19 protein-coding genes are annotated in these 22326 nt (G+C 51.0%); 18 read left to right on the top strand and 1 reads right to left on the bottom strand.

Translation table 11 applies throughout. From position 1 onward, the window contains the following. Positions 1-213: 213 nt before the first annotated feature. From AC0YNZ_RS01685 to AC0YNZ_RS01655, 7 genes are all read left to right on the top strand, one after another. Positions 214-1917, top strand: a complete 1704-nt coding sequence (locus AC0YNZ_RS01685; RefSeq protein WP_475824984.1) for a DNA repair helicase XPB — start codon at positions 214-216, stop codon at positions 1915-1917. Continuing rightward, positions 1914-3932 carry a helicase-associated domain-containing protein gene (locus tag AC0YNZ_RS01680; protein WP_475824983.1) on the top strand — a complete coding sequence of 673 codons (2019 nt, stop codon included), beginning with the start codon at positions 1914-1916 and terminating at the stop codon, positions 3930-3932. The genes AC0YNZ_RS01685 and AC0YNZ_RS01680 overlap by 4 nt, the downstream gene beginning before the upstream one ends. An 80-nt stretch (positions 3933-4012) precedes the next feature. Continuing rightward, a complete protein-coding gene (locus AC0YNZ_RS01675; protein WP_475824982.1) occupies positions 4013-4507 on the top strand; it encodes a YlbF/YmcA family competence regulator in 495 nt (164 codons plus the stop codon). A gap of 114 nt (positions 4508-4621) precedes the next feature. Further along, entirely contained in the window at positions 4622-4885 is a 264-nt protein-coding gene (locus AC0YNZ_RS01670) for a YlbG family protein (protein WP_110769105.1), read from the top strand. Positions 4886-5153: 268 nt separating this feature from the next. Beyond that, positions 5154-5591, top strand: a complete 438-nt coding sequence (locus AC0YNZ_RS01665) for a hypothetical protein (RefSeq protein WP_475824981.1) — start codon at positions 5154-5156, stop codon at positions 5589-5591. A gap of 130 nt (positions 5592-5721) precedes the next feature. Continuing rightward, positions 5722-6633 (top strand): selenium metabolism-associated LysR family transcriptional regulator, encoded by a 912-nt coding sequence (locus AC0YNZ_RS01660; RefSeq protein WP_475824980.1) that lies wholly within the window; start codon positions 5722-5724, stop codon positions 6631-6633. Next, a complete protein-coding gene (locus AC0YNZ_RS01655) occupies positions 6624-7502 on the top strand; it encodes a PHP domain-containing protein (protein ID WP_475824979.1) in 879 nt (292 codons plus the stop codon). The genes AC0YNZ_RS01660 and AC0YNZ_RS01655 overlap by 10 nt, the downstream gene beginning before the upstream one ends. A 228-nt stretch (positions 7503-7730) precedes the next feature. Here AC0YNZ_RS01655 and AC0YNZ_RS01650 read toward each other — a convergent pair whose 3' ends face one another. Continuing rightward, on the bottom strand, positions 7731-9500 hold the full coding sequence (locus tag AC0YNZ_RS01650; protein ID WP_475824978.1) for an Rqc2 family fibronectin-binding protein: 1770 nt from the start codon (positions 9498-9500) through the stop codon (positions 7731-7733). A gap of 180 nt (positions 9501-9680) precedes the next feature. Between AC0YNZ_RS01650 and AC0YNZ_RS01645 the strand changes: the two genes are divergently transcribed. The 11 genes from AC0YNZ_RS01645 (at position 9681) to priA (ending at position 22300) form a co-directional block, all read left to right on the top strand. Continuing rightward, positions 9681-12461: a calcium-translocating P-type ATPase, SERCA-type gene (locus AC0YNZ_RS01645; protein WP_475824977.1), complete on the top strand. Its 2781-nt coding sequence runs from the start codon at positions 9681-9683 to the stop codon at positions 12459-12461. Between the two features lie 121 nt (positions 12462-12582). Continuing rightward, positions 12583-13413, top strand: coding sequence for a diaminopimelate epimerase (dapF, locus tag AC0YNZ_RS01640; RefSeq protein WP_475824976.1), 831 nt, complete (start codon positions 12583-12585; stop codon positions 13411-13413). A gap of 30 nt (positions 13414-13443) precedes the next feature. Beyond that, entirely contained in the window at positions 13444-15312 is a 1869-nt protein-coding gene (locus AC0YNZ_RS01635) for a bifunctional homocysteine S-methyltransferase/methylenetetrahydrofolate reductase (RefSeq protein ID WP_475824975.1), read from the top strand. Positions 15313-15654: 342 nt separating this feature from the next. Then, positions 15655-15915 carry an extracellular matrix/biofilm regulator RemA gene (gene remA / locus AC0YNZ_RS01630; protein ID WP_005548256.1) on the top strand — a complete coding sequence of 87 codons (261 nt, stop codon included), beginning with the start codon at positions 15655-15657 and terminating at the stop codon, positions 15913-15915. Between the two features lie 13 nt (positions 15916-15928). After that, complete coding sequence (gmk, locus tag AC0YNZ_RS01625; RefSeq protein WP_110769099.1) at positions 15929-16546, top strand: guanylate kinase; 618 nt, start codon at positions 15929-15931, stop codon at positions 16544-16546. A gap of 16 nt (positions 16547-16562) precedes the next feature. Next, positions 16563-16772 carry a DNA-directed RNA polymerase subunit omega gene (rpoZ, locus tag AC0YNZ_RS01620; RefSeq protein ID WP_110769098.1) on the top strand — a complete coding sequence of 70 codons (210 nt, stop codon included), beginning with the start codon at positions 16563-16565 and terminating at the stop codon, positions 16770-16772. Between the two features lie 189 nt (positions 16773-16961). Next, the gene (locus AC0YNZ_RS01615; RefSeq protein WP_475824974.1) at positions 16962-17144 is read left to right on the top strand and encodes a hypothetical protein; all 183 of its coding nucleotides are present in this window, start codon (positions 16962-16964) and stop codon (positions 17142-17144) included. A 106-nt stretch (positions 17145-17250) separates the two neighbouring features. Then, on the top strand, positions 17251-17787 hold the full coding sequence (locus AC0YNZ_RS01610; protein WP_475824973.1) for an NUDIX hydrolase: 537 nt from the start codon (positions 17251-17253) through the stop codon (positions 17785-17787). Between the two features lie 124 nt (positions 17788-17911). Further along, the gene (locus tag AC0YNZ_RS01605) at positions 17912-18436 is read left to right on the top strand and encodes a YfiT family bacillithiol transferase (protein ID WP_475824972.1); all 525 of its coding nucleotides are present in this window, start codon (positions 17912-17914) and stop codon (positions 18434-18436) included. A 160-nt stretch (positions 18437-18596) separates the two neighbouring features. After that, entirely contained in the window at positions 18597-19811 is a 1215-nt protein-coding gene (coaBC, locus tag AC0YNZ_RS01600; protein ID WP_475824971.1) for a bifunctional phosphopantothenoylcysteine decarboxylase/phosphopantothenate--cysteine ligase CoaBC, read from the top strand. Then, complete coding sequence (gene priA / locus AC0YNZ_RS01595; protein WP_475824970.1) at positions 19808-22300, top strand: primosomal protein N'; 2493 nt, start codon at positions 19808-19810, stop codon at positions 22298-22300. The genes coaBC and priA overlap by 4 nt, the downstream gene beginning before the upstream one ends. The last annotated feature ends 26 nt before the right edge of the window (positions 22301-22326 follow it).

Genomic DNA, 22326 nt, shown 5'->3' with positions numbered 1-22326 from the left:
TCAATATAGGAACTTCTTATTACTATAACACATTTCGCATATGAAAATCGCGCGGAGCAATTTATAGCTCAAGCATAAAAAAGTGTTAAATTTTGCATACTGTCAGGAGAAGAACTCTGTTTAAGCTCAAGCTTACGAATTACGTTTGTTTTACAAACCTGAGCTTATGCTTTCGAAGTACGTTTGTTCCACAAACGTTTAAGGAGGAGAAGGATGCACGATCTTAATGAAAAGCCATTGATCGTTCAATCGGATTTAATGGTACTGCTTGATGAAAGCAAGCCTTTGGCACAGCAGGCAAGAGAGAAGCTCGTTCTGTTCATGGACGCCACAAGAAGAGCAGGCTTTATACATACTTATCGCATGACGCCCTTAACGCTTTGGAATGCGGCGGCTGCGGGAATCGCAGCGGATGATATCGTCCGCTGGCTGTCGGAATACGGACGGTACGAGCTGCCTTTTCAAGCGGAGGTTATGATACGGAAGCTGATTGGCAGGTACAATAAGCTCTGGCTGACGACCGATTCGGGTAAGCTGGTCCTGCATGGTGATTTGTCGATTATGGATGAGCTGAAGGAGCATTCCTCCATTATGAGCTGTGTTGCATTAAAACTGGAGGCCGGTGCCTGGGAGCTGAACGAAAGCTGCAGAGGCGCCTTGAAGCAGGAGCTGACGCGTCTTGGATATCCTGTCATTGATATGGCGGGCTATCATGCCGGCGAAGCGCTTGCCCTGCAGCTGAAGGAACGTACGTCAAACGGACGCAAATTCGAATTAAGGGACTATCAGCAGTCTGCAGTTGAGCTCTTCTATAAGGAGGGGACGGTACAAGGCGGCAGCGGCGTTATCGTACTGCCCTGCGGGGCGGGAAAAACGATAGTTGGAATTGCTGCGCTGGCTCGTTTAGGCAGAGCAACGCTTATTCTAACGTCCAATTCGACTTCAGTTAAGCAGTGGAAGAACGAGCTGCTGGATAAAACGTCGCTGACAGATTCGGAGGTGGGAGAGTACTGCGGCACGTTGAAGCAGGTTCGTCCGGTTACAATTGCGACCTACAACATTTTAACGCACCGGAAGTCGAAGGAGTCTCCTTTTACGCATATGAAGCTGTTCTTTGAGCGGGATTGGGGGCTCATTATATATGATGAGGTGCATCTGCTTCCAGCTCCAGTATTCCGGATGACTGCGGATATACAAGCAACCAGGAGGCTCGGCTTAACGGCCACATTGGTTCGGGAGGATGGCTGCGCCGAGGATGTTTATTCCTTGATCGGTCCGAAGCAATTTGACATGCAGTGGAAGGCGGCGGAGGCCGGCTCTCATATTGCTGCTGTCTCCTGTACAGAAATAAGGGTACCTCTCCATAAAAATAAGGAGCTTGTGTATTCACAGGCCAGCGCTCGATCAAAGCTCAGATTGGCAGCTGAAAATCCCGGTAAAATCCCGGTCGTCCAGAAGCTTTTGCAGGAGCATGCAGGCAAGCCAACCCTCATCATTGGGCAATATTTGAATCAGCTGCATGAGCTGTCCAAAACGCTGTCGGCCCCCGTGCTAACGGGAGAGGTGCCCCAGCAGGAGCGGCAGCAGCTGTATGACAGCTTTAAAGCCGGAGATCTATCGGTGCTGATCGTTTCGAAGGTAGCGAATTTTGCAGTTGATTTGCCTGATGCGGCAGTCGCTATCCAGCTCTCAGGGAGCTTCGGCTCGCGGCAGGAGGAGGCGCAGCGGATTGGAAGATTATTGAGGCCGAAGGCCGGCAATAATTGCGCTTGGTTTTATACGATTGTGACGGATCAAACAAAGGAAACGGAATTCGCGATGAAAAGACAACTGTTTATGCTTGAGCAGGGCTATCAATATGAACGACTAAGCTTGCCGCATGACGATGCCGGGCTGGAGGAGGCTGCGGCTTTATGAGAATGCAGCAGCTGGCAGCTAAGCTTACCTCAGAACAAATGGCGGGCTTTATGCAGGCGCCGGCATGGCATCCAGCCAGTCAAAGGGGGCTGTCATGGGAGGAAGCGGCTGTAAAGGACGGGGCAATAAAAGAGGCTGCAGCTTTGCTGACGCCATATGCAGCGGAGGTATTCAAGGAGATGCTGCGTCTCTTTGCAGCTATGCCCGTTGAAGGAGAGCGGCTCATTAAAGAATTGCGGAGGCACACCGATCTGTCAGGTGCCGAGTGCCAGCTGGGACTAGCAGAGCTTGAGGAGGCAGGCATTTTGTTTTCCGTACGGAAAGTATGGGGGGAGAGTCTGTATTTTGCGCCGGTGGAATGCTTCGCCGGATGGCAGAGGGCATTATTTCCATGCACAGCCGAACCGCTATCCGCCCAAGAGAGGGAAATACTAATGAATGGCGTCATGAGGCCTTATTGCAGACCGTTAGGAAGACAGCTGCTATCTGCTTTTTCGGCATTGGGAAGAAGCGGTTTAGGTCTTACGGTTAGCGGTACGCTTCCGAAAAAAACGGTAGCCAAACTGATGCAAACCGTTGATATCGATGAACGCCATCTAAAAACATTCGATTTAAAATGGTCCTACCCGGACGCTTATCCTTTGACCGTGGCTTTTATTATGGAAGCGGCGTCTGCATTTGGCCTGCTCGATGCTGCGGAAGGATCACTGAAATGGAACGAAGCGATGCTCAGCGGCTGGCTTAAGCTGGAGGAACCAGCACGGGAGCGTCAATTAATGAATTGGTGCCTGGGATTGCTGCTCCCTTCTGGAGCGGGAAGCGCACATTTAGCGGCGGCATTGATTGGATTACGCGCAGGGGAATGGTATTCGGAGCGGAATATGGAAAAATGGCTGCACGAGGCTACAGGAACGGATAAGCAGCCTGATGAAGGCGTTACGGAGCTTGGCTGGTTCGGATTATGGCACAGCATGGGCTGGCTCGAGCTTGTGGATTATCATCAATCCGATGATAAAGAGCTCTATTTCAGATGGAAGTCTTCCGCGCCATTGTCAGACGAAAGCCAAACAGGTATCCCGGAATCTTCTCCTTTCATTGCCGTCCAGCCGAATGGTGAGGTGATGGTTCAGCCGGAATGTCCCTTCCCGGTCAGGTGGGAGCTGGAGCTGCTGGCCGAACGGAGATCGGATGAGCAGATCGCAGTATACCGGCTGGAAGCTGCCTCGATATCCCGCGCATTGGAGCTTGGCAGGACACAGGCAGTTATCCAGACTTTTCTTCAGCAGTCTTCAGGTGGTACAGCATTGCCCCCTGCCGTCGAGGCGTTGTTAGAAGTGTGGACCAGCCGCGCATGCCGCACCGAGTTTGCGGAGGTCGTGCTGCTGCGCTGCGATAACGAAGCGATGGCGGCGATCGTCCAGAATGATCCGGCCCTTGCTCCAATGCTCCTTCAAAAGCTTGGTTCTATAGACTTTATTGTGAATAAGTCTCAGATCAGTGAAATAAAAAGCTTGCTGCAGAAGAGGGGCTATCCAGCCCGTAAGGCGATACAATCAGGCGCGCAGAACGAACAAGCCGGTTATCCAATGCTTCACTCAGGAAGTGAAGACGAAAAAGTTCTGGAAATATACGCAACAGGAATGACTAAAACAGCTGCGCCTTCTTACATTTATGAAGCATTTCCGCTTCACCATTTTGAACTTAATAAACATGCCGCCAGGGAAAAGCTTCAAGCCTTATCTCAATTGGAGAGAGTGCCTGCGATGTGGATAAAGCAGCTTCGCGCATATCACCACTCCACGAGGAAGGAGCTTATAGAACAGGCGCTGCATTGGCAAACGCCCGTACAGCTGCGAATAGAACGCGAGCTTCGTTCGTTTGTTCCCGAGAAGCTTGAGCAGCAGGATGACGGCTGGGCTGTCGTCGGGCTGCTGCGGGATGATCCGCAGCGTGAGCTGATCCGGCTTACCCCGGATATGTGGGAGGAAATGCGGCTCGTCATTCCAGGTCATTGAGCACCAATATAATTTCTATCTATTGGCTAAGCGAATATGATATGATAGTGTAGGAATAAGCATTGAAATGAGGTGGATGAATGCCAACTGCTGGAGGTTTAACGGCTGTTCATTTGGAGCAACCGCAAGGCGGCGTTTCTTCTCTCGATATGGCGTCGCTGCTGCTTTGTGCGTATGAATTAGGTGATTGGATCAATCAATCGGCGGAAGTTGCCGAATATTTATATTGGAAGTCGGCTGTGAATGAGGACGAGGAAGTAAAGCAAATGACGAAGCGATTCGCGAAGGCGAAGGAGCTGTTTGCCGAGTGCGAACGATTTGGCCGCTTTCACCCCGATTATAACGAAGCGAAAGACAAGGTTAAGCAGATTGAACGTGAGCTAAGCGAAATCGAAAGCGTTCGCCGCTTCAAGCTCGCGGAACAGCTCGTAGATGACATGCTTTATGATGTATCCCGCACCATTGCGGAGTCTGTTTCGGACAATATTAAAGTGCCTGGCAACGAAAAGGCCGGCGGCGGAGGCAGCTGCGGAAGCGGCGGTTCATGCAGCTGCGGAAGCGGCGGCTGCGGCTAATACGATGCAATACGAGGGCGTTAGGATCACGCTTATGAAGCAGGCGTACTGCGCAAACGTAAGCATATGCTTATGAAGTAAGGTTTGCTGCGCGAACCTTTTAGGAGGGAAAGGATGTTACCGGATCGAACGGGATATATAGTATGGGTAAGTGATTTGAAAGCGGCTAGGTCACTGGAAAGATTCGGGACGGTTCATTATATGTCGCGGAAGATGCATTACGTCGTGATGTACATGAATGCGGAGCGTTCTGAAGAGGCCGTGCGGCAAATGGGAAAGCTTCCGTACGTTCGAAAGATTGAACGTTCTTACCGGAATGAAATTAAGACCGAGTACAGTAAAGACAGTGAAGACAAAACGAGATTTTACAGCTTATAGAAGCGTGAGCGGTCAGCGCCGTAAATTGACGGTGCTGACCCTTAAACGATAAGTAAGTGCATAAATAAAAAATATATTTATAATATTCATTAAAAGCGCTTCTCAGCGACGAATAACGCTGAGAAGTGTTTTTTTATACAAAAATATCCACAAAATTACAAAAATGGTCTGTCTTTATTTTATTGTTGTAATCTCGGACAATCGTGGTAAAATGGAATTAAATTCATAGTATAAAAGCCCTGGTTCCTTGGAAGGAGTAGGTTGCGAAGTGAAAGATAAAATGACGAGAAGATGGAGTACATATGAGTCGTTTTATATCGATCTAGGCGATAAGAAAGTAGCGGATATCGTCATTACGAACCACGCCAAGAGTCGGTGGTTAGACCGGATCGAAAGCGAGAAAACCGGTTTTGAAGACATTGCTGAATTTCTATGGGAATGTTTGAAGCAAGGACGGGTCGAGTCCTATTACCGCAACGAACAGGATGTCTATTTAATTGACGATGATCTTGTATTTGTTGCTGAATTTGCAGATTCACTTACGGAAACGGATATTACCGGAAGCCCTTTACATAAAATGATCATCGTAACCTTCCTTGGGCGCATGTCAGAAACCATTGAGCTAAGGGATCTTAAGTCCTATTATTCATGGCTTCGTCATTCCCGGCGCATGACTCTTGTAAAGAGCAGCAGAAAACGAAAATAAAGTATGATTACTATACAATAATGAGCCGAGCGTGCAATCTGAAAAAGATTGCACGCTTTTTTGATACGGTTGTAAGATTCTGTACAAGCTTTGTAGTATAATAAGCACCAGAAGAAAGGATGATTGGTTCATGGCGCTTAATTTTCATCAGCTGCACATATTTTGTACGGTTGCGGAACGTGGAAGTTTTTCAGCGGCGGCGCAATCATTGCATATGACTCAGCCGGCCGTAACGATGCAAGTACAGTCACTGGAGGACTATTTCGGCACGAAGCTGCTGCAGCGCTCTACAAAACGAATTGAGCTGACGGAAGCAGGAAGGGCGCTTATGCCTTACGCTCAGCGCAGCATCGATTTAATTCGCGATACGGATCAGGCGATGTCCGCTTTCACGAAGCAGCTGAAGGGAAGACTTCAGCTCGGCTCGAGCTTAACGATAGGCGAATATATTTTGCCGCGCTTGCTCGGCCCGTTCGGTCAGGAGTACCCGCATATCTCAATAAGCATGAAAGTAATGAACACCTCGCAAATCATGGAAGATATTTTAAATCATCAGCTTAATTTTGGTTTGATCGAAGCTCCGGTTAATCATCCGGATATGCATATGGAAGCGGTTATGAGCGACGAGCTTCGATTGATTGTTTCCAAATCGCATCCGTTAGCTGAGCGTTCTTCCGTCACTTTAGAGGAAGTCATGGAATTCCCCTTCGTGCTCCGTGAGCAAGGCTCGGGGACTAGACTTGTTATGGAAGAGCAGCTGAGGAGGAAAAATATCGATCCCGCTTCGATGAAAATCGTAATGGAGCTGGGCAGCACTGGTGCTGTGAAGTCGGCTGTTGAGGCTGGCTTAGGCATCTCCTTTGTCTCTTCCTCATCTGTAAAGCATGAGGTGGCGCTAGATTTAATTCGGATGATTAAAGTGTCTGATTCCAAGTTTCAGCGGCAGTTTTATTCCATTTATTTGAAATCGGCTATATTGCCGATATCAGCCGTAACCTTCCTAACCTTTCTGAGAGAGAGAGATTTACAGCAATGGCTCTAATGGATGGATTCGCTGATTTGCATACGCATACAACAGCCTCAGATGGCATGCAATCTCCGGCAGAGAACGTCCGATTGGCTAAAGCGGCGGGACTCTCGGCGATCGCCATCACGGATCATGATACGGTCGCGGGCGTAGCGGAAGCGATGCTGGAGGGGGAGCGCCTAGGCATGACGGTTGTACCGGGTGTTGAGGTGAGCACAGTTGCAAACGGGACGGATATTCATATTCTTGGTTATTACACGAATAATGATGATGTGGAGTGGCTAACGCGTCTTGCAAGCCTGCGCGGATTAAGAGATCAACGGAATGAGATGATCGTAAATAAGCTGCAGGAGCTCGGCATCGCTCTAACTATGGATGAGGTCATAGCTGCCGCACACCGGGAAAGTACGATGGAACCTGCGAAAGCAGCCGACGCTAGCATCGGTCGCCCGCATATTGCTGCGGCGCTAATACGCAAGGGTGTCGTCTCTAATATAAAGGAGGCGTTTGATCGTTATTTAAAGACGGGTGCAGCGGCTTACGTCAATCTTCCAAGGCTGAATCCGTTTGAGGCCGTTGATTGGATACGGGAGGCCGGCGGCACAAGCGTTATTGCTCATCCCGGCTTATACGGCAATGATTCATTAGTCGAGGAAATCATTCGTTACGGCGTTCAAGGGATCGAAGTGTTCCACTCTGACCATGGGCCTGAAGAAGAGCGGCGTTATGCTGAGCTCGCAGCGAGCTACCATTTGATTGCTACGGGCGGATCGGATTTTCATGGATCGCGAGCGGGAGTCATTTTTCATGGTGCGATAGGCAGTCGTACAGTAAATGCAGATGTGCTGCGTCAGCTCGAGCCTTCATGGAGAAGAAAGCAATAAAATACGTAAATCTAATGAGATTCATATAGCATCGATTCGTGCAGCATTGATTCCTGATTGCGTAACATGGCAAAAGCTGCATAAAAAATCAAAAACACGGTTTCTTATTCTAGGTGAATGAGAGACCGTGTTTTTTTGATGTTTAAGCTTGTATGAGCTGCAAACCATAACATAAGATTGTTGAGCGAATTTTTCGCTTTTGGTTTAAGTTTAAGTTTAACTTGGCCGTTACTTTAATTCGCATGCCAGCGATTTAATGCGCTGCTCGTCCGGTGTTATGAACAGCGTTTTTTGGTTGTCGTAAATGACGAAGCCCGGCTTCGCGCCGTTTGGCTTCCGTACATGCCGAATGAACGTGTAATCAACCGGAATCGAGCTGGAGTCGCGGGCTTGGCTATAATGCGCGGAAAGCATTGCGGCCTCCTCCAGTGTTGCATTGCCGAAATCGCCGCCTCTGATGACGACATGCGAGCCGGGAATATCCTTCGTATGAAGCCATGTATCGGAAGGCGAGGCGAGCCGGTTCGTTAAATATTCGTTTTGTGTATTGTTTTTGCCGACATACATCGTTACGCCTTCGGAGGAGGTGTAGCAAAGCAAGGTTGGCTTAAGTGCTTTTTTCTTTTTCGGTCCGCGTCGGCCGCGTTCCTTCATGTAGCCCTGCTCCACGAGCTCGTCGCGAATTTCGCCTATATCGCCAAGCGAAGCGTTGTCGACCTGCTGCAGCAGCGCTTCAAAATATTGAATTTCGGTACGGGCGATCTCCATTTGCTCGGCAACAATGGATAGGCTGTTCTTATGCTTCGTGTACCGCCGGAAATAACGCTGCGCGTTGTCAGAAGGCGAGAGCTGCGGGTCAAGCTCAATCGTAACGGCGGATTGCTCCTCGTCATAAAAGTTAACAAGCTCAATTGAAGTGTCGCCGCGTTTCATTTGATGCATATAAGCCGTAAGCAGTTCTCCCAATACTCTATACTTCTCTGCATCGTTCGCCTCGATGAGCGTTTCTTCAAGCTTTTTAATTTTTGTAATGTTTTTTGCTTTTTCATTTTGGACGAAACGGATGAGGTCAGCAGCGCGCTGCTTAACGGTATCCCGTTCGGCCTTGTTGCCGTAGAAGCCCTCAAGACAAGCGCTAACGTCAGGGAACACCACGGCTTCTCCGTCAATATGAGTGAGCTCCGTGATCGAGAAAAATGATTTTCCGGTATCCGGATTTGTTATGATCGTAGGCTTGTATTGGTCCTTCTTTATCAGCTGGATAAAGCCTGCGAAGCTGCTCCATAATTCGCTTATGGTTGGCTGTGATGCGCCTTCAGCATCCGGAAGCCTGTCTGCTTCAGTCTGTGCGCGATATACGAGCTCTTTGGCGATCAAGGGGCTGAAGCCGCTAAGCTTATCCACCAGCCTTTTATGCAGAGGTGCAGTCTCATCGGTGCCGCTTAGCGCCTCCGAAAATTGCTGCTCGTCCGCAATTGCTAAAGGATCGAGCTTGCCCTGCTCAGGCGGAGAGGTGTAGATACTGCCCGGCAATACGATACGATGACTGCTAATTGCTGGCGTGACATGATGAATGCCGTCATGAATAATGCCCGTTGAGGGGTCCATCAAAATAATGTTGCTGTGGCGTCCCATAATTTCGATAATAATCGTTTTGTTCGATAAATCGCCAAGCTCGTCGCGATGCTTCACTTCGATATGAATGATACGCTCGCGCCCGATTTGACGAATGGATTCAATGACGCCCCCCTCGCAATGCTTCCGGAGCAGCATGCAAAACATAGGCGCTTCCATAGGGTTGACGTATGTGCCTGTAGTCCAGTGCACACGAGGATATGTCGGATTGGCGGACAGGAGCAGCTTGCCCTGCATGCCCGCACCGCGAATGCTGAATACAAGCTCGTGATCGGTAGGCTGGTGAATTTTATGTATACGCGCGCCGACGCAGCGCTGTAGGTCATGCGTGATCGCATGGGTGACGATGCCGTCTAATGCCATGGTGTATGGTTCCTCGCTTCCTTGGTAAGTCTTTCTCTATCATGCCATAGTTGAGACAAAAACTTAAGTCCTTCATGGGATATTTTGTGGGCTGTCCGAATACATTTACCCTATAAAGGCTGTCCGAAGGGCCGGCGCCGTTGCTGCTTGGCTCGGTATATTACGGGAGGGAGTTATACCATGGAACAAATGAAATGGCATCAAATGGGGATAAATGAGTTGGTTGACGTGTTAGTCAGCTCCCCGGAACAAGGGCTGACGACGTCGGAAGCGGCGCAGCGGCTGGAAAAACACGGACGGAATGAATTGACGGAGGGCAAGCGTGTCTCGCCTATCTTATTGTTCCTCAATCAATTTAAAGATTTTATGGTGCTTGTCTTGATGGGAGCGACATTGATTTCCGGCTTGCTGGGTGAATATTTAGACGCGATTACGATTGTCGCTATTATTGTAATTAACGCGGTACTCGGCTTCGTTCAGGAATTTCGGGCGGAACGCTCGCTGCGGGCGCTCAAGGAATTGTCGGCCCCGACGGCTAAAGTTATTCGCGGTGGAGAACTGCTGACCGTCCCTGCTAAGGAGCTCGTTGCAGGTGATCTTATTTATCTGGAGAGCGGAGACCGGATTCCTGCTGACGTGCGTCTGCTCGAAGCGAACAGCTGCTACGTTGAGGAATCGGCTTTAACGGGAGAATCGGTGCCGGTCGGGAAGCATGCTGCGGCTATCTGCGATGATGATCTGCCTTTAGGCGATCAGCGAAACATTGGATTCATGGGCACGATGCTCACACGGGGAACGGCAAAAGCGGTTGTCATTCGTACGGGCATGGGGACGGAAATGGGTAAAATCGCGGGTCTTATCGAGCAGACAGAATCGATGGAGACGCCGCTGCAGCATCGGCTGGAGCAGCTTGGCAAAATTTTGATCATCGTAGCGGTAGGCTTGACGATTATGGTTGTCGCGGCAGGTATTCTGCACGGTCAGCCGGCATACGGCATGTTTCTGGCCGGTGTTAGCTTGGCGGTTGCCGCCATTCCGGAGGGACTGCCGGCTATCGTAACGATCGCGCTTGCGCTGGGCGTACAGCGGATGATCAAACGGAAGGCGATCGTACGCAAGCTGCCGTCTGTCGAGACGCTCGGCTGCGCATCGGTTATTTGCTCGGATAAAACGGGGACGCTGACTCAAAACAAAATGACGGTTACGCATGTATGGATAAGCGGAAGGCAGCTTGAGGTAAGCGGTGAAGGCTATGATCCGACGGGCGCTATTTATGAACATGGCAACGCACTTGATATCAAGCATGATTTATCCGTTAAACGCCTGCTCCAGGTGAGCGCCTTATGCAATAATGCCCAGCTGGTGAAGGTGGAACCGGCGGATACGGGCAAACGGAAAAGTAAGGAAGCGCAGGAGGAGTGGCTGCTTAAGGGAGATCCGACAGAGGGTGCGCTAGCGGTGTTGTCAGCCAAGCTCGGATCCTCCGCCAAATCGCTAGAGCAGCTTTACAAACGGGAGAAGGAGTTTCCCTTCGATTCGGAGCGGAAGCGGATGTCGGTCGTGGTGTCGCATCAAGGCGGACGTCTCATCTGTACGAAGGGGGCTCCTGATTTGCTGATGGATCATTGCTCCTATGTTCTCTGGGAGGGGAAGGTTGTCCCTTTCACGGCGACCCTTAAACGCAAATGCGCGGAAGCGGGCGAACTTATGGCACAGTCCGCGCTTCGGGTGCTCGGACTTGCCTATCGCGATTTGCGCGCCAGCGATACTTGCGAGACGGAACGCGATGCGGAATGCCAGCTTGTATTCGTAGGGCTGACCGGCATGATCGATCCGCCGCGCCGCGAAGTGAAGGAAGCGATCGCCACTTGCAGACGCGCGGGCATTAAGACGATTATGATAACCGGTGATCATCAACTGACGGCCGAAGCGATTGCCGGTCAGCTTGGCATTATGCCGCGCGGCGGCATCGCAATGAGCGGCAGACAGCTGGAGGCGATGAGCGACGAGCAGCTTGACCGGCTGGTGGATAACATTTACGTCTACGCACGCGTCTCGCCAGAGCATAAATTGCGGATCGTTAAGTCGCTTCAGCGCCAAGGGCATGTCGTTGCAATGACCGGCGATGGCGTTAATGACGCTCCGGCGATTAAAGCGGCTGATATCGGCATCGCGATGGGCATTACCGGAACGGATGTATCGAAGGAAGCCTCAGCGCTCGTGCTGAGTGACGACAACTTCTCGACGATAGTAGCCGCTATTGAGGAAGGGCGGGGCATTTACGAAAATATCCGCAAATTTATCCGTTATTTATTAGCATCCAACGTTGGAGAAATACTCGTTATGTTTCTCGCGATGATGGCAGGGCTGCCGCTGCCGCTGGTGCCGATCCAAATTCTATGGGTCAACCTGGTTACAGACGGCCTGCCGGCGATGGCGCTCGGCATCGATCAGGCGGAGAAGGATTTGATGCAGCAAAAGCCGCGTTCGGCCAAGGAAAGTATTTTCTCCCGCAGGCTCGGCTGGAAAATTATTAGCCGCGGCATCTTGATCGGGGTTTGTACGCTCGGCGCTTTCTGGCTTACACTGCATGACGCGCCCAGCAGCGCCGCTCAGTTGATGAAGGCACAGACGGTAGCTTTCGCAACTCTCGTCATGGCACAGCTTATTCACGTATTCGACTGCAGAAGCTCGCGCTCTATTTTTCACCGTAATCCGTTTCAAAACAAATATTTGGTGCTCGCCGTGCTATCATCGCTGCTGCTTATGATTGGGGTGCTTTATATCGAAGCGCTGCAGCCCATTTTCAAAACCGTTCCGCTTAATTTCCGCGAATGGTGTCTCGTATTTGTAGCCGCAGGAATTCCTACTTTCGTAATGGGAATTGGCAGCGTGCTGGGCACGAAGAAAACGAAGACCAAAACAAAATGGCCGATCGGACCGCAAACCGCGGCAAGATAACAAAAAAATGCAAATGATGATACAAATTATGAATAGCCTTTCTTCTTGCTTTGCGGTATGCTATTAGGAATAAATAATAGCTTTATTATACCTAGAGATGCGGCAAGGAGAGGGCAAACAGATGAATTTTACAAAAATGCACGGTTTAGGAAATGATTTTGTCGTTATTGCAGGCGAGCAGCAGCTTCCTGATCATGTGGCGGATTTGGCAATCCGGCTTTGCAATCGATTTTTTGGAATCGGCGCTGATGGACTTGTCTATATTTTGCCTTCGGAGATCGCGGATTTCCGTATGCGCATTATTAATTCCGATGGTTCAGAGGCAGAGCAATGCGGCAATGCCATCCGCTGCGTAGCTAAATATGTTTACGATAATGGCTTAACCGATAAAGAAGAAATTACGATCGAAACTTTAGGCGCCGGCGCACAGAAGGTGCAGCTCACTGTTTCGGATGGCGAAGTGTCATCTGTACGTGTTGATATGGGAGAGCCGATTTTGAATGGCCTTCAAGTGCCGACAACAATCGATGCCGAACAGGTTATTGAGCATCCGATAGAGGTGGATGGACGTGAATTCCGTTTCACCGCCGTATCGATGGGTAACCCGCACTGCGTCATCTACGTAGACGATGCTGTTCATTTTGATCTGAGCACATGGGGACCGAAACTTGAAACGCATCCGCTATTTCCCCGCAAAATCAATGTTGAGTTTGTGACGGTCAATTCCCGTACGCATACCGACATGCGTGTGTGGGAACGCGGCGCAGGCCCTACACTAGCTTGCGGCACCGGCGCATGCGCAACGGTTGTCGCTTCGGTGTTGACCGGCGCGACAGACCGGACCGCTACCGTATCGCTCAAAGGCGGCGATCTTCTCATTGAGTGGAATGAGTCCGATAATCATGTTTATATGACTGGTCCGGCTGCGGTATCGTTCCGCGGTACGCTGTAAGAGCAACGTAAGATGGGTGGAATGAATATAATGAAACCGGATTTGCGGGAAGCGCTCCAGCAGCGTATCTTGACCGGGGACGGCGCGATGGGAACCTATCTGTATCAGATGGGGTTCCCTGTCGGCGTTTCTTATGAGGAATTTAATACACTGCGTCCCGATGTGATCGAGAACATTCACCGCCGCTATTATGAAGCCGGGGCGCGTGTAATTGAGACGAATACGTTTTCGGCCAATTTTGAGAAGCTCTCAAAATACGGCTTAGAGGGCGAGATGGATGCCATTAACCGTGCCGGCGTACGCGCTGCCCGTGCGGCAATCGGCGATGATGCCTACGTCGTAGGAGCGGTCGGCTCCATTCGCGACGGTAAATTGAAAAATTTGCGGACGGCAAAAGTAATCGAAGCCTACCAGCGTCAAATGCATGCGCTGCTTGATGAAGGCGTGGACGGCATTTTGCTTGAAACGTTCTATGATCTCGATGAGATGCTCCTTGCGCTTCGGATTGCACGGGCTGCTTCCGACGTTCCGGTTATTTGTCAGTTTGCGGTTGAGGATGTCGGCCGCACGCAGGACGGGAACGGGATGAAGGGAGCCTTTGATCAGCTTCAAGAAGCCGGTGCTGACGTGGTCGGTTTTAATTGCCGCAGCGGCCCTACCGGCATCATGAGAGCGATCGATTCGATAGCAGGACCTGTCGGTTTACCGTTATCGGTATATCCGAACGCAGGTATTCCGGATTATATAGACGGCAAATATACGTATTCCGCGGGTCCTGACTATTTTGCAGAGACAGCCCAGCGCTTCGCCGACCGCGGCGCTCGCCTAATCGGCGGCTGCTGCGGAACGACGCCGGAGCATATTAAGGCTATAGCTGCGGCGCTTGATGGTTATATCCCTCAAATCGGACAACCGGCTGCGGCTGCGGTAGAGAAGATTGTCATAAAGCCGGCTGAGAAGCCGGCTGCAGACGACAAAACGCCGCAGAAGCTTGCTGTACAGGAGCCGTCAATCGTTGATCTGGTGCAGAAACGCCATACCGTCATTGTAGAGCTGGATCCGCCTCGAGATCTGGATATCCGCAAGTTTATGGACGGCGCTGCAGCGTTGAAGGAAGCGAGGGCTGATGCGGTTACGATGGCTGACAATTCGCTTGCGGTGACGCGCATGAGCAACATTGCGCTTGCGGCGCTTGTACAGGAGAAAGTAGGCATACGTCCGCTTGTTCATATCGCATGCCGCGACCGCAACTTGATCGGAACGCAGTCCCACATGATGGGATTGGATGCGCTCGATATCGATCACGTACTGGCTGTAACCGGTGATCCTGCACGGTTCGGCGACTTGCCGGATTCAAGCTCGGTATACGATCTTACTTCGTTCGAGATGATCCGGATGATTAAGCAGCTTAATGACGGAACCGCCTTCTCGGGCAAGCCGCTCAAGCAAAAGGCGAAGTTCGTCGTAGGAGCCGCGTTTAATCCGAACGTCAAGCATTTGGATAAGGCTGTACAGCGTCTTGAACGCAAAATAACGTCGGGCGCGGACTATATTATGACGCAGCCCGTTTATGATCCGGTCCTTATTGAAAGGGTCGCGGAAGCGACGAAGCATTTATCCGTGCCTGTATTTATCGGTATTATGCCGCTTGCCAGCGGACGTAACGCTGAATATTTGCATAACGAGGTGCCGGGCATTCAGCTATCCGATGAGGTGCGGCAGCGGATGTCGGGTCTCGAAGGGGAAGCAGGCCGGGCGGAAGGCGTGCAGATCGCGAAGGAGCTGCTGGATGCCGCTTTGCCGTATTTTAAAGGGATTTATTTAATTACGCCGTTTATGTTCTATGAAATGGGTGTTCAGCTCACGGAATATGTGTGGCGGAAGACAGAGCGAATGTAGTTAAATACGATAGAATGAATGCGAAAAACAGCCTTTTTGGCCTGTTTTCGCATTTTCGCTTGTTCGTTTGTGAAAAATCAATTAATATGAAGCATAGATACAGTTGCCACACTTATGCAGCATGGCAAGGACAGGTTGCCCGATAGCGGCTTCGGCATATGCCAAAAGCGTGCTCCGGGACGTATGTCCGGCACTTTTTTCGTCAACAATAGTGCAGTAGTTCTGTCGGTATTTGGCAAGAACGCAAACTTGTCGTATTCACATTTATTAAATATAATAGGGTATTTGAACATTTGCAGGCAGATGCACAGGGGAAGGCCGTAGGCGGAGGAGGAACCATTCTTGGCTATTAAACTAATTAATATCGGATTCGGGAACATTGTATCGGCAAACCGCATTATTTCAATCGTAAGCCCGGAATCGGCTCCGATTAAGAGAATTATTCAAGAGGCGCGCGACCGGCATATGCTCATTGATGCAACATACGGACGCCGCACGCGCGCTGTTATTATTACAGATAGCGATCATGTGATTTTATCGGCTGTTCAGCCGGAGACGGTTGCGCACCGGTTGTCCACCAAGGACGACGATAACGACGAATAGTACGGGGAGTAATATGGATAAGGGATTGTTAATTGTATTGTCCGGCCCTTCAGGGGTTGGCAAGGGGACGGTTTGTTCGGTTCTTCGTAATAAGGTTCCTGAGCTGGTGTACTCTGTGTCGGCAACGACCAGGCTGCCGCGTCAGGGTGAGGTCGACGGCGTCAATTATTTTTTCAAAAGCCGAGAGCAGTTCCAGGATATGATCGCGCGGGACGCGCTGCTGGAGCATGCCGAATACGTTGGTAATTACTACGGAACACCGCGTGAGTTCGTTGAACGCACTTTAGCGAGCGGCAAGGATGTTATTTTGGAGATCGAAGTGCAGGGTGCGCTTAAGGTGAAGCAAAAGTTTCCCGAAGGCATTTTCGTATTTCTATTGCCTCCGTCCTTAGATGAGTTGAAGCAGCGAATTACCGGTCGTGGTACGGAATCATTGGATACGATCAATAATCGTATGTCTGTTGCCGTTGATGAGATGAATTTACTCGGTCACTACGACTATGCGGTATTGAATGATGAGATAGATGCTGCTTGCGATCGTATTCGCAGCATTATGATTGCAGAGCATTGCCGCAGAGACAGATATTTGCCCTACGTTTCGGGAATGGTTGCTGCAATTGAGAAAGCATGAGTGAGGAGAATGTACGATGTTATATCCGTCCATTGACGAAATGGTGAAAAAAGTTGACAGTAAATACACGCTTGTCGTAGCAGCTTCCAGACGTGCCCGCATGCTTCGCAACGGAGAAAAGTCGGAGCTTAGAAATCCGCGCTCCCGCAAGTTTGTAGGTGTTGCTCTTGAAGAAATTTACGGCGATATTCTCCAAGTGGAAAACCTCGCAACAAAAGAGGATTAATCAGATTTCCGATCATAGCAAAGAAACAACGGAGTGCATACTGGCGACAGTATTGCGCTCCGTTTTCTTTTCCTGACCAAGAAGGGAAGGGATACAAAAGGCACTTGCCTTTTGGTAAACTATTTGAGGTAGACTGGAGCGGTTTTCTTACGAAGGTTTTTTTTTTGGCAACTTAGGAGGAGGGGAAATATGGATCCTGTTTTATTAGCAATTATTTTTTTGGTCATTTCCATGCTTTTGCTGTCAGTCGTTATTCGAGGCGCTATTGACTCATCCAAATTGACTAAACATATGGAGACGCTCAATAGTGAAATCCAAATGCTAAGACAAGAGATCAAGGATAATAAACATATAGTAGACAAGCGGGTCTAATGGACGAAAAAGGATTGTGGAGAGAGTAACCTATGGCGAAGCGGGAGTGATCCAGTTCATAGGTCATCAATAAATTAAAATATAAATAAAAAGGAAGTCTGCACGAATGAACAGAGGATTAGAAGCGTATCCTGCTCTATCAAAGGGCATTGTAATGGGATTTGTTGAAAACTGCTTTTCGCTTGATTATGGGGTGGATGAGGAGCTGGTTAGCAATATTAGCATCATTCCTACGGTTGGCGAACAATATGTGGTGATGAAACTCGATAACGGAAGATGGGAGCTTGCCGGCGGGACACTGGAACCGCAGGAGCGCCATATGGATGCCCTCGTGCGTGAGGTGAAGGAGGAGCTTGGCGCGGAGCTCGTTTCGTACACGCTGTTTGGATGCTTTAAATGCCGGTCTTTCGCATCCGAGCCTTATAGACCGCATATTCCTCATCCGAATTTCGTTAGACTGGTCGGATATGGGGAGGTTAGTCTCGTTGGAGCTCCTCTTAACCCGCCTGATGGCGAGCAGGTCATTGCCGTTGAAGCCGTGGATATTGACGAAGCTGTGAGACGGTTTGAGGAGATTGGCCGGTTCGACATTGCCGAGCTTTACAAGCTGGCTCACGAGCTGAGAAACGGGGCCTCGCAATAATTTATATAAATCAAGTATAATTGACCGCTCAAAATGTGAATGGTCTGGTTAGATTTTGAACTGGCATATGGTATGATAGAAGATGTGATTGAAGTTGCAGGACGAATGAACAGGAGGGAACGGAATGGACAAATTACGTTATCCGATTGGCAGGTACTCGTTCGATGGAATGACTGTTAAGCATCGTGAGCAGTGGATTGCAGATATAGAGAAGCTGCCGGCGCAGCTGAGGGCGGCGCTGGCGGATTTGGATGCGGAGCAGTTAGATACGTCTTACCGGAGCGGCGGCTGGACGCTGCGCCAGGTTGTGCATCATCTCGCAGATGCTTCAATGAATTGTTTCTCGCGCTTTAAGCTTGCGCTCACGGAGTCCAATCCGACGATTAAGCCTTTTAACGAAGAGAGCTGGGCGGAGACGGCGGACAGTCTGCAAGCTTCTCCAGACATCAGCTTAGCGATCGTAGAGGGCATTTATGCGCGATGGGTATTGCTGCTTCGTTCGATGCAGCCTTCTGATTTTGATAAAATGTTCTACCATCCGGAGAAGGGCAGTCAGATTGGCTTAGCATATTTTCTAGGATTTGTAGCATGGCATGGCAAGCATCATGTTGCCCAAATTACAGGCTTAAGGGAACGCAAGGATTGGTAGCTTAAGCAGAGGATTTGGCGGGTGGATGGAAGCAGTCTATGTGAAAATATAAGAAATGATAAGCTTGCTGTTCGTGATGCAACTTATTATTTTACCGCGAAACGGGCTTTCGCCGCCACAGGACGGCGACAGCCGTTTACGCTCGACAGGGAGAATCACCATGTTAAAAGGGAAATCGATTATACTCGGCATTACAGGCGGAATCGCAGCCTATAAAGGCGCAGCGCTATGCAGCAAGCTGGTGCAGGCTGGCGCGAATGTACATGTTATTATGACGGAATCGGCGACGAAATTTATTACGCCGTTGACTTTGCAAACGTTATCGCGAAACCCGGTCTATATCGATACGTTTGATGAGCGAGATCCTGCGGTCGTCTCGCATATTCATTTGGCTGATCATGCGGATTTGATCGTCATCGCTCCGGCTACCGCTAATGCCATTGCGAAGCTGGCCGGAGGCCATGCCGATGATATGCTCAGCACGACGCTGCTTGCGGCTACTTGTCCGGTGTTGGTCGCTCCGGCAATGAATGTACATATGTATGAGCATCCTGCTGTTGTGAATAATCTGGAGCTGCTTGCATCGCGCGGGGTGATGTTCGTGGAGCCTGGCACCGGCCAGCTAGCCTGCGGTTATGTCGCTAAGGGCCGGCTCGCAGAGCCCGAAGATATCGTTCTTGCGATCGACTCGTGGTTTGGCAGAGGTGGCAAGCTGAAGGGGAAACGGGTGCTCGTAACCGCAGGGGGTACGATGGAGCGGCTGGATCCGGTAAGATATTTGACGAATGATTCGTCCGGCAAGATGGGCTTTGCGATTGCGGAAGCGGCATTGTTAATGGGTGCTGATGTAACTTTGGTTGCCGGCCGCACCTCGATAGCGCCTCCTGCGGGCGTTAAAGTCATTCGGGTAGAATCCGCTGAGCAAATGCTGGAAGCAGTGACGGGCATCTATGACGACATGGACATTGTCGTGAAGTCGGCCGCCGTTGCAGACTACCGGGCTGTGCAAATTAGCGGCCAGAAGCTTAAAAAAAGCGGCGAGAAGCTTGTGCTGGAGCTCGAGCGTACGACGGATATTTTGGAGACGCTTGGGCAGCGTAAGCAAAATCAATTTCTTGTTGGCTTTGCTGCAGAAACAGAAAATATTGAGCATTACGCGATGGACAAGCTGCGCAGGAAGCATTGCGACCTTATCGTAGCTAACGATGTAAGCAAGGATGGGGCGGGCTTTAACGGAGATACGAACATCGTTCAAATATTTGGTTCGGAAGGGCTCGTGGAAGCTATGCCGCTTTTGTCCAAGCGCGAGGTTGCGGGTCGCTTGCTGGAATTGATTGCAGGAATGCTTGCCTCTTCCGGAGGGAACGGAAAATGATTGCTAAAGTAATTGTAGACGTGCCGAGCCGCCAGACGGATCGGCCGTTTGATTATAAGGTGCCTGCTGCCTTTGAAGAGTGGATCGAGGTGGGAAGCCGCGTCGGCGTTCCTTTTGGCGGCCGCGTGCTGCAGGGCTTCGTGACGCAGCTCGCTGAGACGACGGATATTGACGTCAAACGGCTCAAGCCCATTTCGGAGCTGCTGGATCACGTTCCGCCGCTGCTGCCGGATCTTATCGAGCTGGCAAAGTGGATGAGCGAGAAATATTGCTGCTCGTGGACGATGGCATTGCAAGCCATGATACCGGCAGCCTTGAAGGGGAAGGCCGAGCGGCTTGTTGGCATTCAGGATGAAGAAGCGGCAAGGGAGGATCTTCCTGCGGCAATGACCGAATGGATGGGAACGGGCGGACAGCTGGTTAAGCTGGAGGTGCTGCTGGAGCGATTTCCGGAGCATGCGAAGGCAGTGAAGTCTGCTCTTCGCGAAGGCGTGATGGTCGAGCAAACCTCGATACGCGACCGTCTTGCTGTACGCAAAGTGCTGACCGTGTTCGTTCCGGAAGACGCGGAGGGCGTTCGCGCGCAAATGAACGCCTTGCCGCCAAGAGCGGCGAAGCAGCGCGAGTTGCTGGCTTACATGCTTGAGCATGGCGGACCGCTGCAGCTTGGGCAGCTGCTCGCTCAGGCGGGCGGCTCAGCGGCGAGCGTTCGCTCGTTAGCGGAGAAAGGACTGCTTGAGCTGCGCGAGGTGGAGCAGCAGCGCGATCCTTATGCGGGCCGGGAGTTCGAGAGAACGACTCCATTAGCGCTGACTGAAGGGCAGAGGGAGGTATATGCCCGGATCTCAAAAGCCGTTGATGCAGGCGAGCCGGAGACGATGCTGCTGCACGGCGTAACGGGAAGCGGCAAAACGGAGGTTTACTTGCAATCGATTCAATTTTGCCTGGAACAGGAGAAACAAGCGATCGTGCTCGTTCCGGAAATTTCGCTCACGCCTCAAATGGTTGAACGCTTTAAAGGACGGTTCGGAGATGCGGTTGCGGTGCTGCACAGCAGGCTGTCGAATGGGGAGCGTTACGACGAGTGGCGCAAAATCCGCAGCCGCCAGGTACAGGTAGCCATTGGAGCACGTTCGGCTATTTTTGCACCGTTTGAGCGAATTGGACTTATTATAATTGATGAAGAGCATGAATCTTCTTATAAACAGGAGGAAAGTCCAAAGTATCATGCGCGCGATGTGGCGGTTAGAAGAGCGAAGCAGCATGGGGCGGCTGTCGTACTAGGTTCGGCAACACCGTCGCTAGAGTCCTTTGCGGCAGCAAGCCGTCCGCTCTCGGCACGTGACCAAGGCCGTGAGCCGGCGCTGCTGCCGATGCCGGATCGCGCCCTCGGCAGGCCGCTCCCGCCAGTAGCCGTCATCGATATGCGCGAGGAGCTGAAGGAAGGCAACCGCAGCATGTTCAGCCGTCTGCTGCACAGCTCGCTCGCGGAGCGGCTGGAGCGCGGCGAACAGTCGGTGCTGCTGCTTAACCGCCGGGGCTACTCGACCTTCGTCATGTGCCGCTCCTGCGGGTATACGGCCGCTTGCCCGCACTGCGATATCTCGCTTACTTATCATCAGAAATCGCGTGCGCTGCGCTGCCACTATTGCGGGCATGCCGAGCAAGCGCCAACTACGTGCCCTTCCTGCCAAAGCGAGCATATCCGTTATTTCGGCACCGGCACGCAGCGGGTCGAGGAGGAGCTCTCGAAGCTGTTTCCGGGCATTCGGGTGATCCGAATGGATGTCGATACGACCACGGAGAAAAACTCGCATGAAAAGCTGCTCAAGCAGTTCGGAGAACGGAAAGCGGATGTGCTGCTTGGCACACAAATGGTAGCGAAGGGACTCGATTTCCCATACGTCACATTAGTTGGGGTGATCGCGGCGGACACCTCGCTTAATTTGCCTGATTTTCGCGCTGCCGAACGAACGTTCCAATTGCTTACGCAGGTCGCGGGCCGCGCCGGCAGGCATCATTTGCCGGGAGAGGTTGTCATCCAGACCTATGCGCCGGAGCACTATGCGGTCGTAACGGCGCAGCAGCATGATTACGCGGCATTCGTCAGCGAGGAGCTGCGCCATCGAAGTGCGATGGGCTATCCGCCGTATTGCAGGCTGATACTCGTCACGATGTCGCATGAGCAGCTGCCCTTGCTTTCCTCCATCAGCGAGCAGTTCACTTCCGACCTGCGCGAGCTGGCCGAGAATGAAGGTGTATTGCTGCCGCTTAACAGCGGGTTTAGCAGAGCGCTAGAGGTGCTTGGACCAGTCGCATCGCCGATTTCGAGAATCAAGGATCGCTACCGTTTTCAATGTGTGATAAAATATCGTGGGAACATCGATGCTTCATCCTTCGTTCGCAAGGCGCTCATTCCGTATACAGACGGGCCGCCGCAGCGTCAGGTGCAGTTCAGTATTGACGTAGATCCACAAGTTATATTATAAATAGCTATTACTATTTTAATGATCGC

The sequence above is a fragment of the Paenibacillus sp. J2L1-98 genome, assembly GCF_056269405.1.
The sequence above is the reverse complement of the archived record's forward strand: the minus strand, read 5'-3'. Positions and strand labels throughout refer to the sequence as shown.

What these genes read in the sequence shown, in the direction of transcription:
- AC0YNZ_RS01685 (WP_475824984.1), top strand. Translation starts at nt 214, where the DNA reads ATGCACGATCTTAATGAAAAGCCATTGATCGTTCAATCGGATTTAATG.
- AC0YNZ_RS01680 (WP_475824983.1), top strand. Translation starts at nt 1,914, where the DNA reads ATGAGAATGCAGCAGCTGGCAGCTAAGCTTACCTCAGAACAAATGGCG.
- AC0YNZ_RS01675 (WP_475824982.1), top strand. Translation starts at nt 4,013, where the DNA reads ATGCCAACTGCTGGAGGTTTAACGGCTGTTCATTTGGAGCAACCGCAA.
- AC0YNZ_RS01670 (WP_110769105.1), top strand. Translation starts at nt 4,622, where the DNA reads ATGTTACCGGATCGAACGGGATATATAGTATGGGTAAGTGATTTGAAA.
- AC0YNZ_RS01660 (WP_475824980.1), top strand. Translation starts at nt 5,722, where the DNA reads ATGGCGCTTAATTTTCATCAGCTGCACATATTTTGTACGGTTGCGGAA.
- AC0YNZ_RS01655 (WP_475824979.1), top strand. Translation starts at nt 6,624, where the DNA reads ATGGCTCTAATGGATGGATTCGCTGATTTGCATACGCATACAACAGCC.
- AC0YNZ_RS01650 (WP_475824978.1), bottom strand. Translation starts at nt 9,500, where the DNA reads ATGGCATTAGACGGCATCGTCACCCATGCGATCACGCATGACCTACAG.
- AC0YNZ_RS01645 (WP_475824977.1), top strand. Translation starts at nt 9,681, where the DNA reads ATGGAACAAATGAAATGGCATCAAATGGGGATAAATGAGTTGGTTGAC.
- dapF (WP_475824976.1), top strand. Translation starts at nt 12,583, where the DNA reads ATGAATTTTACAAAAATGCACGGTTTAGGAAATGATTTTGTCGTTATT.
- AC0YNZ_RS01635 (WP_475824975.1), top strand. Translation starts at nt 13,444, where the DNA reads ATGAAACCGGATTTGCGGGAAGCGCTCCAGCAGCGTATCTTGACCGGG.
- gmk (WP_110769099.1), top strand. Translation starts at nt 15,929, where the DNA reads ATGGATAAGGGATTGTTAATTGTATTGTCCGGCCCTTCAGGGGTTGGC.
- rpoZ (WP_110769098.1), top strand. Translation starts at nt 16,563, where the DNA reads ATGTTATATCCGTCCATTGACGAAATGGTGAAAAAAGTTGACAGTAAA.
- AC0YNZ_RS01615 (WP_475824974.1), top strand. Translation starts at nt 16,962, where the DNA reads ATGGATCCTGTTTTATTAGCAATTATTTTTTTGGTCATTTCCATGCTT.
- AC0YNZ_RS01610 (WP_475824973.1), top strand. Translation starts at nt 17,251, where the DNA reads ATGAACAGAGGATTAGAAGCGTATCCTGCTCTATCAAAGGGCATTGTA.
- AC0YNZ_RS01605 (WP_475824972.1), top strand. Translation starts at nt 17,912, where the DNA reads ATGGACAAATTACGTTATCCGATTGGCAGGTACTCGTTCGATGGAATG.
- coaBC (WP_475824971.1), top strand. Translation starts at nt 18,597, where the DNA reads ATGTTAAAAGGGAAATCGATTATACTCGGCATTACAGGCGGAATCGCA.
- priA (WP_475824970.1), top strand. Translation starts at nt 19,808, where the DNA reads ATGATTGCTAAAGTAATTGTAGACGTGCCGAGCCGCCAGACGGATCGG.